General features: G+C 35.4%; 12 protein-coding genes. 4 read left to right on the forward strand and 8 right to left on the reverse strand.

Translation table 11 applies throughout. The features are described 5' to 3' along the window. The first annotated feature begins 159 nt into the window (after positions 1 to 159). Positions 160 to 750, forward strand: a complete 591-nt coding sequence (locus AAEO59_RS11060; RefSeq protein WP_341700802.1) for a thymidine kinase — start codon at positions 160 to 162, stop codon at positions 748 to 750. Between the two features lie 108 nt (positions 751 to 858). Beyond that, complete coding sequence (locus AAEO59_RS11065; protein WP_341700803.1) at positions 859 to 1,275, forward strand: YMGG-like glycine zipper-containing protein; 417 nt, start codon at positions 859 to 861, stop codon at positions 1,273 to 1,275. A 71-nt stretch (positions 1,276 to 1,346) separates the two neighbouring features. On the opposite strand, the gene rpoN is transcribed toward AAEO59_RS11065, so the two are convergent. The 8 genes from rpoN to AAEO59_RS11105 all read right to left on the reverse strand — a co-directional run bounded on the left by rpoN (position 1,347) and on the right by AAEO59_RS11105 (position 13,654). After that, positions 1,347 to 2,807, reverse strand: a complete 1,461-nt coding sequence (rpoN, locus tag AAEO59_RS11070) for an RNA polymerase factor sigma-54 (protein ID WP_341700804.1) — start codon at positions 2,805 to 2,807, stop codon at positions 1,347 to 1,349. Positions 2,808 to 2,944: 137 nt separating this feature from the next. Then, on the reverse strand, positions 2,945 to 4,378 hold the full coding sequence (asnS, locus tag AAEO59_RS11075) for an asparagine--tRNA ligase (protein WP_341700805.1): 1,434 nt from the start codon (positions 4,376 to 4,378) through the stop codon (positions 2,945 to 2,947). Positions 4,379 to 4,703: 325 nt separating this feature from the next. After that, a complete protein-coding gene (locus tag AAEO59_RS11080) occupies positions 4,704 to 5,018 on the reverse strand; it encodes a GIY-YIG nuclease family protein (RefSeq protein ID WP_341700806.1) in 315 nt (104 codons plus the stop codon). 389 nt (positions 5,019 to 5,407) lie between these two features. After that, a complete protein-coding gene (locus tag AAEO59_RS11085; protein ID WP_341700807.1) occupies positions 5,408 to 6,064 on the reverse strand; it encodes a hypothetical protein in 657 nt (218 codons plus the stop codon). A 204-nt stretch (positions 6,065 to 6,268) separates the two neighbouring features. After that, positions 6,269 to 8,887: an MGH1-like glycoside hydrolase domain-containing protein gene (locus AAEO59_RS11090; protein ID WP_341700808.1), complete on the reverse strand. Its 2,619-nt coding sequence runs from the start codon at positions 8,885 to 8,887 to the stop codon at positions 6,269 to 6,271. Between the two features lie 212 nt (positions 8,888 to 9,099). Then, positions 9,100 to 10,236 carry an MORN repeat-containing protein gene (locus AAEO59_RS11095; protein WP_341700809.1) on the reverse strand — a complete coding sequence of 379 codons (1,137 nt, stop codon included), beginning with the start codon at positions 10,234 to 10,236 and terminating at the stop codon, positions 9,100 to 9,102. Between the two features lie 138 nt (positions 10,237 to 10,374). Further along, positions 10,375 to 11,208, reverse strand: coding sequence for a mechanosensitive ion channel family protein (locus AAEO59_RS11100; protein WP_341700810.1), 834 nt, complete (start codon positions 11,206 to 11,208; stop codon positions 10,375 to 10,377). A 22-nt stretch (positions 11,209 to 11,230) separates the two neighbouring features. After that, entirely contained in the window at positions 11,231 to 13,654 is a 2,424-nt protein-coding gene (locus tag AAEO59_RS11105) for an efflux RND transporter permease subunit (RefSeq protein ID WP_341700811.1), read from the reverse strand. Positions 13,655 to 13,846: 192 nt separating this feature from the next. Between AAEO59_RS11105 and AAEO59_RS11110 the strand changes: the two genes are divergently transcribed. Both AAEO59_RS11110 and AAEO59_RS11115 read left to right on the forward strand, forming a co-directional pair. Further along, positions 13,847 to 16,120: a cation:proton antiporter domain-containing protein gene (locus tag AAEO59_RS11110; RefSeq protein WP_341700812.1), complete on the forward strand. Its 2,274-nt coding sequence runs from the start codon at positions 13,847 to 13,849 to the stop codon at positions 16,118 to 16,120. Between the two features lie 10 nt (positions 16,121 to 16,130). Then, entirely contained in the window at positions 16,131 to 16,460 is a 330-nt protein-coding gene (locus AAEO59_RS11115) for a DMT family transporter (RefSeq protein ID WP_341700813.1), read from the forward strand. Positions 16,461 to 16,481 lie beyond the last annotated feature (21 nt).

Here is a 16,481-nt window from a genome sequence, read left to right on the forward strand (position 1 = left end):
AAAGATTTGTACGATTGCTTTTTAATAAAGCAGTTATGAATCTTTGAATTGCTAAAAATTTTCTACTTTTGAGAAAGTGTAAAAGTATGAAATCTTAAGCCGATTTTGTGTACACAAAGTAATAAAAACTATTCATTTTTTAAGTTAGAAAAATACAAAATGTTTCTCGAAAATACAGTAAATCATAAAGAGCAATTTGGTTGGATTGAAGTAATTTGCGGTTCCATGTTTTCGGGCAAAACAGAAGAATTGATACGTAGATTAAAAAGAGCACAATTTGCCAAACAAAAAGTAGAAATTTTTAAACCTGAAGTAGATACCCGATACCATCAGGATATGGTGGTTTCACATGATGCTAACGAAATTCGTTCTACACCGGTTCCTGCTGCGGCTAATATTGCAATTTTGGCTCAGGGCTGTGACGTAGTTGGGATTGATGAAGCACAGTTTTTTGATGACGAAATTGTAACAGTTTGTAATGATTTAGCTAATCAGGGTATTCGTGTTATTGTGGCAGGATTAGATATGGATTTTAAAGGAAATCCTTTTGGCCCAATGCCGGCATTAATGGCTACCGCCGAATATGTGACCAAAGTACATGCTGTTTGTACGAGAACCGGAAATCTGGCGCATTATAGTTTTAGAAAAGCGGCAAATGATAAATTGGTTTTATTAGGCGAAACAGAAGAATACGAACCTTTGAGCCGTGCGGCTTATTTTGATGCAATGCAAAAAAATCAGCAGGAATAAATTTTGTTGAAACTAAAATTTTATAAGAAATTAAGAAAATGATATAATTAATGGTAGTGAGTCTTGTTAGTATCTTTGTATAGTAGTAACTTATTAAATTATAAAGTCATGAAATATTTTTATGTATTGTTAGTTTCTTTAATGATTATTTCCTGCAAGAAAGCAGATAAAGCGGGAGTAATGGATGAAAGTAAGGCGAGTATTGATTCAATGAAACAAGCTAGCATAGATTCTATGAAAATGGAAATGGTGAAGCAAAAAGCTATCGATTCTATGAAAATAGAAATGGAAAAACAACAAGCTGCTAAAGAGAAAGAAGTGGTTGTTGTAAATAATCAGGCGCCAGCTCCTGCAAAAAAGAAATGGAGTAATACTGCTAAAGGTGCTGTAATTGGTGCGGGTGTAGGTGCGGCTACTGGAGCTATTATCAGCAAGAAGAAAGGTGAAGGAGCTATTATTGGTGGTTTGGCGGGTGCTGGTGTAGGTGCCGGAACCGGAGCCATCATTGATGGTAAACAAGAATAAAAAGCATTTTTTTGTATAAAGAAAAAGGCTGATTCAAATTTGAATCGTCCTTTTTCTTTGCTATAATTTTGTTAGATTTTCTTTCTCATCCTCGCCACAGGAATATCCAATTGCTCACGGTATTTAGCTATGGTTCTTCGGGCAATAGGATAACCTTTTTCTTTGAGAATTTCGGCAAGTTGATCATCCGGAAGCGGTTTTTTCTTGTCTTCTTCCTCAATAACATTTTGCAATATTTTTTTGATTTCCAAAGTCGAAACATCTTCTCCCTGATCGTTTTTCATCGCTTCCGAGAAAAATTCCTTTATCAGTTTAGTGCCATAAGGCGTTTCTACATATTTACTGTTGGCCACACGGGAAACCGTTGAAATATCAAGCCCAACAATATCTGCAATGTCTTTCAGAATCATGGGTTTTAATTTGGTTTCATCGCCATCTAAGAAATATTCTTCCTGATAATGCATGATAGCATTCATGGTTATAAACAGTGTTTCCTGACGTTGTCTAATAGCATCAATAAACCATTTGGCCGAATCCAATTTTTGTTTGATGAATTGCACTGCTTCTTTTTGAGCGCCTGATTTATCACGAGAATCTTTATAGGTTTGCAACATTTCCTGATAATCCTTAGAAACATGCAACGAAGGAGCATTTCTCCCATTTAAGGTAAGTTCCAGTTCGTTGTCTATAATTCGGATGGCAAAATCAGGAACTACATTTTCGGTAATTTTATTATTTCCGGTAAAACCTCCACCTGGTTTAGGATTTAGTTTTTCTATTTCGTAAATCGCTTTTTTAAGCTGTTCATTCGAAATACTGTATTTCTGAATCAGTTTGTCGTAATGTTTTTTGGTAAAAGCATCAAATTGGTTTTCGATAATATCAGCGGCTAAATCAACCGATTCTGTAGGGGTTTTATGTTTTAGTTGCAATAACAAACATTCTTGTAAATCACGTGCGCCCACACCAGAAGGTTCTAATTCATGAATAACATGTAGCATACGTTCTACCATGTATTCATCGGTATAAATTCCCTGAGTAAACGCCATATCATCTACCATGTCAGGAATACTTCGGCGTATATAGCCCATATCGTCAATGCTGCCCACTAGGAATTCAGCAATTTCTCTTTCGTGATCGTCTAAGATAAAAGTATTCAATTGATTGATTAAATCCTGATGAAAACTAATTGGAGCTGCCAATGGCGATTCGCGCGATTCATCGTCGTCGCTGTAATTATTCGCTTGTGTTTTATAATCCGGAGTGTCGTCGTCGCTTAGATATTCGTCAATATTAATATCATCGGCATCAATACTTTCGGAGTCATCGTAATCATCATAATCATCGTTTTCAAACTCGTCTTTTTCGTATTCCTCTTCTTCTTTTCCGGATTCCAGCGCCGGATTTTCATTCATTTCTTCTAAAAGACGTTGTTCAAAAGCCTGCGTAGGCAATTGAATTAACTTCATCAGCTGGATTTGCTGTGGAGATAATTTTTGGGATAATTTTAAATTTAAAAATTGCTTAAGCATATTTCTGGTTATGGGTTATGAGTTATGGGTTATGAGTTTAGACTTGCTTCATTCATAACTTCTAACATCTAACTTTTTTTATTTTTAATAGCGAAATTTTCCCGCTTAACTTTTAACAAATAACGTATAACTTCTTCCTAGAATTCAGCATTCATTGGTGTTCTAGGGAACGGAATTACATCACGAATATTAGTCATCCCCGTTACAAATAATACCAGTCTTTCAAACCCTAGTCCGAAACCGGAGTGAACCGCACTACCAAATCTTCGGGTATCAAGGTACCACCATAATTCTTCTTCACTAATTCCTAAGGCTTTCATTTTTTCGACTAAAACTTCAAAGCGTTCCTCTCTTTGTGAGCCTCCTACAATTTCACCAATTCCAGGGAAAAGGATGTCCATGGCGCGAACGGTTTTTCCGTCTTCGTTTAAACGCATATAGAACGCTTTTATTTTAGCCGGATAATCAAACAGGATTACGGGACATTTGAAATGCTTTTCTACCAGATAACGCTCGTGTTCACTTTGTAAATCGGCGCCCCATTCGTCAATGCTGTATTGAAATTTTTTCTTTTTGTTTGGAGTCGAATTTCTCAAAATATCGATGGCTTCGGTATAAGAAATGCGTTTGAAATTGTTTTCTAAAACAAAATTCAATTTTTCAAGCAAAGTCATTTCGCTTCTTTCGGCTTGTGGTTTTGATTTTTCTTCTTCTAGGAGTCGGCTTTCTAGAAATTTCAAATCATCAGCGCAATGGTCTAAAGCATATTTGATTACATAGCGAATAAAATCTTCGGCCAAATCCATATTGTCATTCAAATCATTGAAAGCCACCTCAGGTTCAATCATCCAGAATTCAGCCAAATGGCGCGAAGTATTTGAGTTTTCTGCTCTAAACGTTGGTCCAAAAGTATAAATCTGTCCCAAAGCCATGGCAAAAGTTTCTCCTTCCAGCTGTCCTGAAACCGTTAAGTTAGTATGTTTTCCAAAGAAATCTTTTTTGTAATCAATGTTTCCGTCTTCGTTTTTTGGCAAATTGTCTAACGGCAGCGAAGTCACCTGAAACATTTCGCCGGCACCTTCAGCATCGGCACCTGTGATAATAGGTGTGTTGACATACACAAATCCTTTTTGTTGAAAATAGCTGTGCACTGCAAATGATAATACTGAACGTACTCTCATAATTGCTCCAAAAGCATTAGTTCTTACTCTAAGGTGTGCATTTTCACGTAAAAATTCTAAGGAATGTTTTTTAGGTTGCATTGGGAATTTCTCAGCATCAGAATCTCCAAGGATTTCTAATTCAGAAACCTTGATTTCATATTTCTGACCGGCTCCTTTGCTTTCTACCAAACTTCCGGTTACCGAAATTGCCGCTCCGGTAGTAATCTTTTTTAGCGTTTCGTCCGGAGTATTTTCAAAATCAACCACACATTGTATGTTGTTGATGGTCGAACCATCATTCAAAGCAATAAATTGATTGTTTCTAAAAGTGCGCACCCAGCCTTTTGTATTCACTTCAGCAAGGGTTGTGGTACTGTTTAGTAAGTCTTTAACTTTTGTGTGTCTCATTTTGGGTAGCGTTGATTTAAAATAGTCTCACGTTCTACATGCAAATATAAATCTTTTGAAGTTATTTTTTAGGAGGTATTTCTCGCTATCCGTTACAATCTTTTGTGCCGAACCCCGGCATAAAAGGATTTTCACTATTATCGGGGCTAGGGAATAGTGGAATTATCGTTTATCATCAAAAAATGGATTTTAATCCATCCACAATTGACGGTAATTTTTTGGAGTACCGTAGGTACGGAATATTTAATTTGAAAAAGAAATGTTTTAAAGTATGGTAACCCCAAAGTTGTCTTTCCGGCGAAGAAGGAATCTTCACAATCAAAATCTATTCAAATAAGGAATTAAGAAATTCTAAATTTGGGTTTATTGTTTTTATTAAATTGATTTTCTTTTCTCTACGCCAACCTTTAATTTCTTTTTCTCTGGCAATAGCTTCCTGAATCCAAGTGAATTTTTCGAAATACAATAAATAATGAACATGGTATTTTGATGCAAAAGTTTTATTATCCGATTCTATGTTTTCGGTATGCTGTTGTAATCTAATTTTTAGATGATTTGTTACACCAGTGTATAAAACTGTTTTGGCTTTGTTTGTAATGATGTAAATATAATACGTATGATAACCTTCTTGAAATTGCATTGGCTAATTAGTTTTAGGTTAATTTCTTTGCGGAGATTCCTCCTACGTCGGAATGACAAAATGCGTGTTATGCGAAATATCACAATGATTACTAATCCACAAACTTACCATTTCAGTGAAGGAAAATACAAGTATTAGCGTTTTGTAGTTATCCCCAACAGTTTGTCCACAAACTTGTCATTCCGAAGAAGGAGGAATCTCATCAAGTATTTTTATAAACTCCTATTTATGAGTACAGACTGAATATTTGAGTTGCAAACGCTACGATTTTTCTTTTTAATTTAATTAGGTACTCGATGTAGTCAAGCAGCAGTTGGTGAACCTAAAAGACTAGACAATACCGCCAATTGTCGGCTGACTTTTGTTAGCGGCTACACATCTCTGTTTCGTTAATGAATTTGTCCTTTCGCTTTTAGCCATACTATTTCAAGTCCTGTTGCTTGTCTAATTTTTTCAAGTTCTTCTGAAGTGTAATAGCCAAGCACAAAGTCTTGTCCTCCAGTATTGAAAAATGTAAATCGCCCCTTTGTTTTATATTTATCTGCCAAGGTTTGTACTTTATCAAATATTCCACCGTCTGCCCAGTCGTTGTCAACTTTTAATTCCCATTTATAGCTGTCGCCTTTGCAAGTGAAAGAAACCCAAGCTTTACCTTCTTCGATGTTAACATAGTCTTCAATATTCTCAAATAATAATTCTCCATTAGTTATTCTTGAAATATTTTTCATAATGTCAACATATGCTCCATGGTCTTCAATTGCTTCAAGGTCAAAGTCCCAACATTTATTTGTTAATGGTGTCCAAGGTTCTCTTTCAATTGTCGAACCGAGAGTTTGATACATTAAATGATATGGTTGGTCTTCAAATTCTTTGTGTTTGTTTTTCCAACGATTGATATCAGATGTGTCTATACCTTGATTTAAAGTAAATCCAAGTTGTTTAAAGGTTTCAAATTGTTCTTCAAATGTTGGTTTAGAGTTTTTTTTATCTGCATTGGTTTTACTGTTACATCCAAACAGCCCAAGCAGTCCGGTTATTATTCCCATTGTAATTATTTTTTGTATCGTCGTCATTTTGTGTTGCCGCTAATTCATATGTAAACGAAATAAATCTTTTGCTGTCCGTTTTTATTTAGATTTACATGCGAAGTTTTTTTTCAAATATATAAAAATAGTCCTGTGAAAAAACAAAAAAATCCTGTCTCATTCCTAAAAACGAGACGGGATTTTAAGTATTATGGAAATGAAATTTTAACTATTCTTCTCTAATTCCAAAATCAAATTAGCAATTAGTGCCGTCCATCCGGTTTGATGGGAAGCACCAAGACCTTTTCCGGTATCGCCATCAAAAAATTCATAGAATAGGTGTTCGTTTTTAAAATGTTCATTTTTGGCAAAATGCATTTCGCAATCATCCGAATGGTATTGGAATTTACCTTCTCCATTTCTTTCAAAAAGTTTGATTAAACGTTTCGTTAGTTCGTTGGCAATTTCATTCAGGTTTAGTTTGTTGCCGGAACCCGTTGGGAATTCGTAGATGTATGTTGGCCCATAAAAAGTATAATATTTACGCAACGACTGAATAATCATATAATTCAACGGCATCCAGATTGGGCCGCGCCAGTTAGAGTTTCCTCCAAACATATTCGAACGGCTTTCTCCTGGTTCGTACTGAATTTGATGCGAACCGTTAAATACAAACGGATGGTCTTTATGGAATTTAGAAAGCGAACGAATTCCGAATTCAGATAAAAACTCATTTTCGTCTAATAAGCGAATTAAAAGATGTTCTAATCTAAAACCGCGCATGATAGAAAACAAGAAGTTTCCGTCTTGATTGGCTTTTTCTAAATTAGAAATTAAGGAGGCAAGATCCGGTCTGGTTCTTATAATTTCATTCGCTCTTCTTCTAAAATCCTGTAATTGATCGAATAAATCTTTATGCATGATTTCGACTGCAAATAAAGGAATGACACCCACTAAAGAGCGTACTCTTAAACGTTCTGATTTACCGTTAGACATTTTAACCACATCATAATAAAAATTGTCCTCGTCGTCCCAAAGTGAAATGTCTTTTTTACCTATGTGGTGCATGGCCCAGGCAATATTTAAAAAGTGTCGGAAATACTTAGCCGAAACCTCTTCGTAGATTTTGTTGGTTTTCGCCAGTTCTAGCGACATACGCAACATATTCAATGAAAACATGGCCATCCAACTTGTTGCATCGGCCTGTTGCATTTTCTTAATTCCTTCCGGCATATGATTGCGGTCAAAAACCCCAATGTTGTCCAGTCCTAAAAATCCACCTTCAAACAAGTCAGTTCCGCTGGTATCTTTTTGATTTACCCACCAAGTAAAATTGATGGTGAGTTTTAAGAATGCTTTTTCCAGAAAAGCAGTGTCTGCTACACCAGTTCGGTTTTTATCTTTTTCGTAAACCGTCCACACCGCCCAGGAATGCACCGGAGGATTCACATCGCTAAAATTCCATTCATAAGCTGGAATTTGTCCGTTAGGGTGCATGTAGCTTTCCTGCAATACTAAAAGTAGTTGTTGTTTAGCAAAGAAAGGATCGATTTCGACAAAAGAAGCCATGTGAAAAGCCAAATCCCATGCGGCATACCAAGGATATTCCCATTTGTCGGGCATCGAAATTACGTGGCGATTATTAAGGTGTTGCCAGCTGTAATTGCGCAGATTAGTTCTGTGTGCCGGAGATTCTTCGTTGCCGCCAAAGAGCCATTTGTGGATGTTGAAATAATAAAATTGCTTGGTCCACAACAAACCTGAAAATGCACTTTTTGCAATGGCACGATGGGCTTCAGGTATTCTTTCGTTGATGGTCTCGTTATAGAAATTTTCGCATTCTGTTTTTCGTTGGTCAAAAATGGCGTCAAAATCATGCCAGGGATTATCAAGCCAGTTATTAGTTAAACGAACACGGATGCTTTTTTCTTCACCCGGGTTTAATTCTAATTGGTGCCAAATAGCTGTTTTTGTGCCTTTTTTTTCAGGATTTACGGTAGGCTGTCCGTTGATAATGTGGTTGTTGATACCGTCTTTGACATATCCATATTCATTAGCAAATCCATAAATACGTTCGTTATTGGTTTCGTTTTCACAAAATAACTGCTCGCCATTTTCATGGTAAAAATAAAAATCACCAATGCGGCTGCTTTTGGAAAGAATGGCATTATGTGCTACCGATTCCATATTTGGTCGGGGATGGCGATTGTTGTGTTTCCAGAAATTACGAAACCAAAAATGTGGCAATACATGGATTTTTGCTTTTTCATTTCCACGGTTTACCACAGTTACTTTCATCAAAATATCATCAATATCGGCTTTGGCGTATTCGATATAACAATCAAAATAGGCATTGTCTTTAAAAGCGTTGCTGTCCAGAATTTCAAATTCGTTTTCGTCGCGGCTGCGTCTGTTGTTATTGACCAAGTCGCTATACGGAAATTCGTTTTGCGGGTATTTATAGAGGTATTTATTATAAGTGTGAGTAGGGGTAGAAACTTGATGAAAATACAATTCTTTGACATCTTCACCGTGATTTCCTTGATTATTGGTTAAACCAAATAGGCGTTCTTTTAAGATAGGATCTTTGCCGTTCCAAAAAGCCGGAGCCAGACACAATATTTCGCGGGAATCACAAAATCCACCAATGCCTTCCTCGCCCCAGCGAAAAGCATTACTGCGCGCCTTGTCATGGTCAATAAATTCCCAAGCTTCACCGTGTTCACTGTAATCTTCACGTACAGTTCCCCATTGTCTTTCGGCAAGATAAGGACCCCATTTTTTCCAATTTCTGTAATTATTAGCAACGGCCAATCTTTCTGTTTCTGAAGTGGTATGAGTCATATAATCTTATTCTTTGTGGTATTTTAAATTTAAAAACCTTTGTTTTGAAAGTCATTATTTGATTTGATTTTCTCAATGGTCTTTAGTAAAAATAAGATTTTTTTCCACAAATGATTGTATGAAGGATAACTATTAACTATTTGTTGTTATTGTTAGGAATCTTTTCTTGTTTCTAAAAAAAAGATGCTGTTTTTTTGATGAAGTGGTAGTTGTTATTCTACTAAATTCCCCTCTCGATAACTGTATTTTTGCGTTCCGTCTTGTTTATAAAGAATTCCGTTGTGTTTTTTACTGCCTTTCCACTCGCCTGTAAATTTTTCCCCATTGGCATAAAACATCGTTCCCTGACCGTGTTGTTTGTTTTTTTCAAAATGACCGGTATACGTATCTCCATTAGGCCAGTTGTAGGTTCCTAGTCCTGCTCGAAAGCCTTCTTTCCATTCACCGGTATATTTTTCTTTGTTTTCGTATGAAATTGTTCCTTGTCCGTACATTTGGTCATCTTTAAATTCCCCAATGTATTTTTGTTTTGGATCAATGTACGTTCCTTTGCCGTTAAGCTTTCCATTCTTCCATTCACCGCTATAACTAAAGCCTATTGTAGTATTTGTAAGTGTACCATTTCCATCTAATTTGCCTTCTTTCCATTGACCAGTGTATTTCCGGCCATCTTTATACGTTTCTATCCCTTGACCATTTGGTTTTCCCTCTTTAAAATCGCCTGTATAAACGGTTCCGTTTGGGTATTTTCTAGTCCCTTGACCATTTGGTTTTCCCTCTTTAAAATCACCTGTATAAACATCTCCATTTTGGTTTATTCGGGTTCCTTTACCATTATATTTGGTGCCAGTATACATTGCGTTTTTAATAAAAATAACAAATCCTAAGTCATCACCTATGCCAGAATTCCATTTGCCAACATATCTAGTGCCATCTGGTGTGTAAAAAACACCTTGTCCAAAGAATTTGCTGTCTTTCCATTCGCCAATATATTTGTTGCCTATAGTATAAATTATTGCGCCTTTCCCGAAAAAATGGCCTTCTTTAAAATTGCCATTATATTTAAATCCATTTCTAACTTCATAAGATCCGTTTCCATCCAGTCTATTGTTTTTCCAGTTTCCTTCGGCTACATTGCCTTTAAAATTGGCTTTGCCTTTTCCGCTTGCTATTTTGGTCACTCCATCGTATATAAATTCGCCTTTGTAATAACCACAGTTGTTGGGAAAAGGACAGATGTATATAGAGTCATTTTCGGTCGTTTTATTTGTTTTTTCTTGACTAGTTGTGTTTTGTGCGTGACAAATAAAGCAAACTACTAAGAGAAGAGAGGATAAAGTTTTGGTCATTTTAGAATTGGTTTATAATTTAAGCTATTTCAAATATATTGATTTTTCAAAACAACTTGTAAGAAAAAGCTTTTTTAAAAACAAAAAACTTCCCACTTTTTAAAGGCAGGAAGTTTTATATCGATTAGAAATAGTTTTCTATTTTTTTGGAATAGTGGGATTATCTGTAGTTGGGATAGGGATATTCAGGTTGTAATTAGGGAATCGGGTATATACTTTTTCATTCATGTCAAAGAAAACACCCCAGTAATCAGCTCCGTTAACCCATACTCTTACGGTAAAATTAACCGAAGTCCCCAGAGAGGCTAATCCAATAAATGGAGCTGGTTCTTTTAGGATTCGGTTGTCTTCAGCAATGAAGTCATTAATGGCTTTTTTGAAATTTTCAACATTATCACCGTGAGAAATTCCAAAAATCCAGTCAACTCTACGAGTGGGCTCAGTAGAAAAATTGGTTAATGCACCTGTTGAAAGGGGGCCGTTAGGTATAATTACTAATTTTTTATCGGCAGTATTAAGCAAGGTGGAGAAAATGGTAATCTCTTTTACAGTTCCTACGAATCCCTGAGCTTCAATGGTATCTCCTATTTTAAATGGCTTCAAAATTAAGATGATAACGCCTCCGGCAAAATTTTGTAACGTTCCCGATAAAGCCATACCCACAGCTAAACCAGCAGCTCCCAAAATCGCTACAAAAGAAGTCATTTGGATACCAATCATCCCCATGACAGTTACGAAAACTAAGGCTTTTAAAGCTATATTAGTAAGACTTTTTAAAAATGGAATCAGTGATTGGTCAATTTTAGATTTTTCTAAAGATTTACCAACGGCTTTCGTAGCGATTTTAGTAAACCATAATCCAATTACTAAAACGATGATTCCGCCGGCTAGTTTTGGAGCGTATTCAAATCCAAAATCTATTGTCTTATCGATGTATTTATTGGCTAATGTAACTTGTTGTTCTATTAACATTTTGTTTCTTTTTTAGAAAAGTTTAGAAAATTTTCTCTTTTTTCAAAGCATCAATTTCTTCATCGCTATGTTCGATGATGTCAATTTTTGGTTCGATGAATTCTTGTTCGTTTGCCAAAGTTTTGTTTAAAGTCAATACCAAAGCAGGTAGTAACATCAGGTTAGATAACATTCCGAATAAAAGTGTTAACGAAATTAATCCTCCCAATGCGATGGTTCCTCCAAAACTCGACAGCATAAATACCGAAAACCCAAAGAACAATACGATAGAAGTATAAAACATACTCAATCCGGCATCGTTAAAAGTAGCATAAACTGATTTACGGATTTTCCAATTGTTTTTCTTTAACTCTTCTCGGTATTGAGCCAGGAAGCGAACGGTGTCGTCAACTGAAAGTCCAAACGCAATTCCGAATACTAATATTGTAGAGGGTTTTAACGGAATGTCTAAAAAGCCCATTAATCCTGCAGTTAACAACAACGGTAGTAAATTGGGGATGATAGAAACCAAAATCATCTTAAACGAACGGAACATGAATCCGATTAAAAGTGCTGTTAAGAAAAAGGCAAAAACCAGTGATGATAGCAAATTGTCTAATAAATAACCCGTTCCTTTTTGGAAAACAAGTGCTTTTCCGGTAATGGTCACATTATAGCGGTCCGGAGGGAAAATCTTATTCGCTTCTTTGCGAATTTCGGCTTCGATTTTAGGAATCGCTCCTCCATTATCATCACGCATAAAAGTGGTAATTCGAGCAAATTGGCCAGTCGAATCTACATAACTTTTCATCAGGTTTTCTTTAGAATTTTTCGTCGCATTTTTTGCGTAAGACAAAATGAATCCCTGTTCCTGAGAAGTAGGCAAATCGTAATATTCGGGATTTCCGTTGTAATAGGCTTGCTTCGAATATTTGACTAAATTGACAATAGAAATTGGTTTTGATAATTCCGGAATTTCATCAATAGCTTGTTCTAATTCGTCCATTCTTCGAAGTGTAGAGAGCTTCATTACTCCTTTTTTACGTTTGGTATCAATCATGATTTCCAAAGGCATAACGCCGTCAAATTCATTTTCGAAGAAAGTAATATCCTGAAAGAATGCTTCTTTTTTAGGCATATCTTCAATCAAACTTCCTGAAATACGCATTTCGTAAATTCCGATGATGCTGATAACCAATAATGAAATCGCAACTACATAAATCGAAAAACGGTTGTGTTTTACGTTATGCAGAATCCAATCCATGAAATTTTTTACTGATCCACGGTCTAGGTGTTCAATATGACGGTCTTTTGGTGCAGGAATATAACTGTGGAAAATTGGAATAACAATAATGCATAAAAGGAATAATAGCAAAATGTTAATCGAGGTTACATTTCCAAATTCAATCAGCAATTTATTATTCGAAGTAATAAAGGTGAAAAATCCAATAGCTGTAGTCACATTAGTCATCAAGGTTGCCATACCAATTTTGGTAGTTACCCTTTGCAAAGCTTTTACTTTATTGCGGTGTACTTTGTATTCCTGATGGTATTTGTTAGTCAGGAAAATACAGTTTGGAATCCCAATAACAATAATTAATGATGGTACTAAAGCGGTTAAAACGGTGATTTCGTAGTTCATTAATCCCAGAACTCCAAAGGACCACATTACACCGATAATCACAATAATCATCGAAATTAAAGTAGCTCTGAAACTTCTGAAAAAGAAGAAAAACAATAATGAAGTGACTAATAATGAAGCGCCAATGAAAAGACTGATTTCGTCAGTAATGGTTTTGGCATTTAAAGTTCGAATGTATGGCATACCCGAAACACGCAAATCGATGTTGGTTTCTTTTTCGAACTTTTCAATTGCCGGAACTAATTTTTCCAGAATATAATCTTTACGGGCTTTGGTATTTACAATCTTCTTGTCCATGTAAATGGCCGAACGAATACTTCCCGATTTTTTGTTAAAGAGTAAACCTTCATAAAAAGGCATGTCATTAAACAGTTCTTTCTTGATTTTTTCAAGATAAGCTTTGTTAGCTGTTTTGTTTTGTTCAACAAAAGGGATCAATTCAAACTTTTGAAGAGAATCGTTTTTTTGCAGTTTTTTTAAGTCATTTATTGAAACAACTAAATCAATTGCTTTGTCTTCTTTGATGCTGTTCATCAAAGTGTTCCAGGCTTTAAATGCTTTTGGTGTAAAAAAGTTGTTGTCTTTTACTCCTATGATAATTAGGTTTCCTTCTTCGCCAAATTTGTTTAAGAACGCATTGTATTCAACGTTAGCAATGTTATCTTCTGGTAACATGTTGGCTTCTGTGAATGTGAAATGGATATATTTCCATTGCATACTTAGAAAAACAGTTATCGCAACAATAATCGATAACATTAAAATTTTATTTCGAAGGACCACACGGGCAATTAATTCCCAGAATCCTAAACTAAACCACTTGATCATAATTCCTTTTTAATGGCCGCAAATTTAGTGAAAACCTATCCAAGAGGTAGGCTTATTTGTAAATTTTAAATCAATTTTAAGTTTTTTTAATGTGTTGATTTTATTTGCATAAAAGTTAAAATTGGAAGATGTAAAAACTAGCAAAGAATTTAGCATCTTTGTGTGGGTTTTTTGAACTAACATTTTTGTTATATGGTTTTAAAGAAATACAGAAATACATTTTTTTATTTTGGAGTAACAGGTTTTTTCTCCGTATTAATTTATTGGATTATTGGTCAGGGAAAATTGTTACAATTAAAGAAAGCTAATGTGGTCAGTTCACCTAATGATTCCTGGACTGATTTTGTTCATTCGATGTTGCATAATTTTAATGATCCTCTAGCTATCTTGTTAGCACAAATTGTGATGATTATTTTAACGGCTCGAGTTTTTGGATGGTTTTTTAAAAAAATTGGTCAGCCTACCGTTATTGGTGAAATCATCGCCGGAATTGTTTTAGGACCTTCATTAGTAGGGATGTATTTTCCTGATTTTTCGGCAGCTTTATTTCCGGCAGCCTCATTGGGGAATTTAAAATTTTTAAGTCAGATAGGTTTGATCCTTTTCATGTTTGTCATTGGGATGGAACTGGATGTAAAAGTTTTGAAAAACAAAGCTAGTGAAGCCATTGTAATTAGTCACGCCAGTATCATTATCCCGTTTGCAATGGGAATTGGACTTTCTTATTTTGTCTATAATCAGTTTGCTCCTCAGGGGGTTGAATTTCTTTCTTTCAGTTTGTTCATGGGAATTGCTATGAGTATAACGGCTTTTCCTGTTTTGGCACGAATCGTACAGGAAAGAGGAATTCACAAAACCCGATTAGGAGCCATCGTAATTACCTGTGCTGCTGCCGATGATATTACCGCCTGGTGTTTATTGGCAGTGGTAATTGCCATTGTAAAAGCCGGGGATTTTGTAGGTTCACTTTACGTCATTTCGTTGGCTTTTCTGTATGTTTTGGCCATGCTTTTTATTGTAAAACCATTTCTAAAACGCATTGGTGATTTGTATGCTGAAAAAGAGAATATTGGAAAACCGGTTATGGCTATCTTCTTTTTATTACTAATTATTTCGTCTTATGCTACTGAGGTTATTGGAATTCATGCTCTTTTTGGTGGATTTATGATGGGAGCGATTATGCCGGATATTGCTAAATTCAGAATGATTTTTATCGAAAAAATAGAAGATGTTTCGGTGATATTATTATTGCCCCTGTTTTTTGTTTTTACCGGTTTGAACACGCAGGTAGGCTTGATAAATGATGCCTATTTATGGAAAGTAACTGCGGGAATTATTGCTGTAGCAGTAGTAGGTAAGTTTTTAGGAAGTGCTTTGGCAGCGCGATTTGTTGGCCAAAACTGGCATGATAGTTTGACCATTGGCGCTTTAATGAATACTCGTGGTTTAATGGAATTGATTGTGCTGAACATTGGTTTAGAACTTAAGGTATTAACTCCTGAAGTTTTTACGATGATGGTTATCATGGCTTTGGTTACTACTTTAATGACTGGGCCGGCTTTAGATTTACTAGATCTTATTTTTAAAAATAAAAGAGAAACAGAATCGGTTGAGGTTGTGGATGAAAATAAGTATCGAATTCTGATTTCTTTTGGAAATAATGAAAAAGGAAAGGCTTTGTTGCGATTGGCAAATAGTTTAACCAAAAAACAAAAAAAGACTACGGTAATTACGGCAATGCATTTGTCTCAAAGTGACGAACTGCATTCTTTCAATATGGAAGAAATAGAAAGAGAAACTTTTGAGCCTATTTTTGATGAATCAGATCATCTGGGAGTGAAGTTACTTTCGGTCTTTAGAGTTACCAATGATATCGAAACTGAAATTGCCGAAGTAGCTAATAATGGCGATTACGATTTTCTTTTGGTAGGAGTAGGGAAGTCTATTTTTGAAGGCAGTTTGTTAGGGAAAGTTATTGGTTTTACCACCCGAATTATTAATCCCGACCGATTAATTGATAAGTTCAAAGGAAAAGAAGGTTTGTTTGAAAATTCGCCTTTTGATGAACGTACTAGACAAATTGTAGCTAAAACCAAAACACCTCTGGGGATTTTAATAGACAATGATTTCGAAACTTTGAATCAGGTTTTTGTGCCTATATTAAAATCAGACGATGCTATTTTGATTGATTATGTGCAAAAAATGATTTTCAACAACAATTCAAGTATCAATATTTTAGATATGAATGGCGTTTTGAAAAACAATTTTGTGATGCAAAGTGCCGTTTCTGTTTTGTTACAAAAGTATCCTAATAACATCAATATCATTTCAGATAAAGAATTGAATGCTGCTTTTTTTAAACAACAAGATTTAATATTGATTAGTTTAGAAAGTTGGAAATCCATTGTTGATGCCGATGTGAATTGGCCTCTAGGAAATTCTTCGGTATTAATTATAAGAGAATAAATAGCATTAAATGAGTTGGATTTTATTAATCATTGGTGGTTTGTTTGAAGTTGCTTTTGCATCTTGTTTAGGCAAAGCCAAAGAGACAACCGGAATGGAATCAGCCTATTGGATGATTGGTTTTTTATTGAGTTTGATTGCAAGTATGTTTTTGTTGTACAAAGCGACTCAGGAATTACCTATTGGGACAGCTTATGCCGTTTGGACCGGAATTGGAGCGGTAGGAACTGTTTTAGTTGGGATTTTTGTATTTAAAGAACCAGCCAGTTTTTGGAGATTGTTTTTTATTGTGACACTGATTGCTTCGATTATTGGGTTAAAATTTGTTTCGAGTCATTAATACATTTTCAGGCTTAGTATC

The sequence above is a fragment of the Flavobacterium flavipallidum genome (assembly GCF_038289905.1).
GTDB lineage: Bacteria > Bacteroidota > Bacteroidia > Flavobacteriales > Flavobacteriaceae > Flavobacterium > Flavobacterium flavipallidum.